The organism is Allobosea sp. TAF32, assembly GCF_052113585.1.
Lineage (GTDB): Bacteria > Pseudomonadota > Alphaproteobacteria > Rhizobiales > Beijerinckiaceae > Allobosea.
This window is the reverse complement of record NZ_JBFRDM010000033.1, coordinates 1-1438: the sequence shown is the minus strand read 5'-3', so window position 1 is coordinate 1438 and position 1438 is coordinate 1. Positions and strand designations below refer to the sequence as shown.

Here is a 1438-nt window from a genome sequence, read left to right as displayed (position 1 = left end):
TGGCGTGTTATCGATACGCCGGTGCTGGACGAAGCCGGGCCGTGGGAGACACCCCGCCAAAGCCGATCATCACGTACGGAATTGATGACCCGCCCCGGCGTACTGGCCTGCGGCCTTTTGTGTGCAATAGCTCTGAACTTGGTCGTCGTTGTCTTGGCTACGCGAGAGCAACTCCCGCCACAATTCCCGTTGTCCGATCAGGCGCTTGAGACGCTTGAGCCACAGGTGACCGTCAGGCCGTTCGTCAGTTTGTCATCCGCACCGGAAGGCGTGGCATTCGCGGCTGACTTGTCCGAAGAAGTGCTGACGAACCTCGCAAAGCAGAAGCACCTGCAGGTTTTTGCGGAAAATGGGCCGGTTAGTTCGGTGGCCGGCGACCGAGGCAAGCAAATAGCGCACCTGTACATCGTTGAAGGCAGCGTTCGCCAGTCAGCGGATAGGTGGCGCGTCAGCACGCGCCTGATCGACGCTCGTACGACTGCAGTGAAATGGGCCTACTCAGCAAACGGCGAACTGCGGACCGGATCAAACTTGGCGGCCGAGCTGGGCGATTTGATTACCCTTCAATTGGACACCGCAGCGGCGGCATCATGCGCATCGGCGCGCACTGCCGGTCCTTCGAAACCCCTGTCCGAGGTCGACCGCGGAGGATGGCCCTGAGATCGGCATCGGAAAGCTCAATCTAGCAATTTTCGCCCTGCCACGCTTCAATTGGCCACATTCCGGTCGTTCGTGGATCGTTCACGATTTCCAGCCATTCTCTCCGAGCGCCTTCGATGCGGCGTGGCGCCGGCTACTTATCTCGCCGCGTCCTAGGAGCGGTGTTGTCAGCGCTCAGCCGTCAGTCCGCGCACCGCGTCAGCATCTTCCCGCTGGGCGTAGCGAAGTAGCACTCGTCTTCGTAGTGCACAGGCGTTCCGTCTTCGAGCGAATAGGACACCGTCGAGAGGCCGGGTTTATTCTGCCACACTATGACGATGAAGCGATTTCCGTCCTCGTCCTGGCAGCTCTCACGGTAGAGCTCTCGCCTGCTCGATCGTTGGCGGCGGACAGGAGCTTCGGAAGCGGACGATTGCAAGCCGACCATGGGAACACCTCTCGCAACGCACTGCTAGCTGTCCAACTGTGCGCGCTAGGCACCCGTTCCCTCTCGTCGCAATCGTGATACCGCATCGGCGCTGACGCCAACTTTCTTCACCGCGGCGGCCAGTTGTTCGCGCGTGACTCCAAGCTCTTTCGTCCAGTACGCGACCTCATAGTCCTCGTTCATGTTGATGCGAGAGCGGTCCTGCGGGCCCCTGTTATTTTCGTTGTCTGCCATAGTGACCTCCTGCAGCGAACCAATCGCTCGCGCACACCGATCGCCGACGACCGACTATCGCATAAAGAACCACAGCAGGATGATGATCGGGATCGGAACGCCTACAAGCCAAAGTAT

The 1438-nt window shown here is 59.9% G+C and carries 1 protein-coding gene and 1 pseudogene; one reads left to right on the top strand and one right to left on the bottom strand.

Translation table 11 applies throughout. The features are described from left to right. Positions 1 to 660: pseudogene (locus AB4Z16_RS28025) on the top strand (hypothetical protein); the annotation flags it as partial. Positions 661 to 1132: 472 nt separating this feature from the next. Here the strand turns inward: AB4Z16_RS28025 and AB4Z16_RS28020 are convergent. Further along, positions 1133 to 1321: a DUF3606 domain-containing protein gene (locus AB4Z16_RS28020; protein WP_441514577.1), complete on the bottom strand. Its 189-nt coding sequence runs from the start codon at positions 1319 to 1321 to the stop codon at positions 1133 to 1135. Positions 1322 to 1438 lie beyond the last annotated feature (117 nt).

Coding starts and splice junctions, on each gene's coding strand:
- AB4Z16_RS28020 (WP_441514577.1), bottom strand. CDS start 1,321: ATGGCAGACAACGAAAATAACAGGGGCCCGCAGGACCGCTCTCGCATC.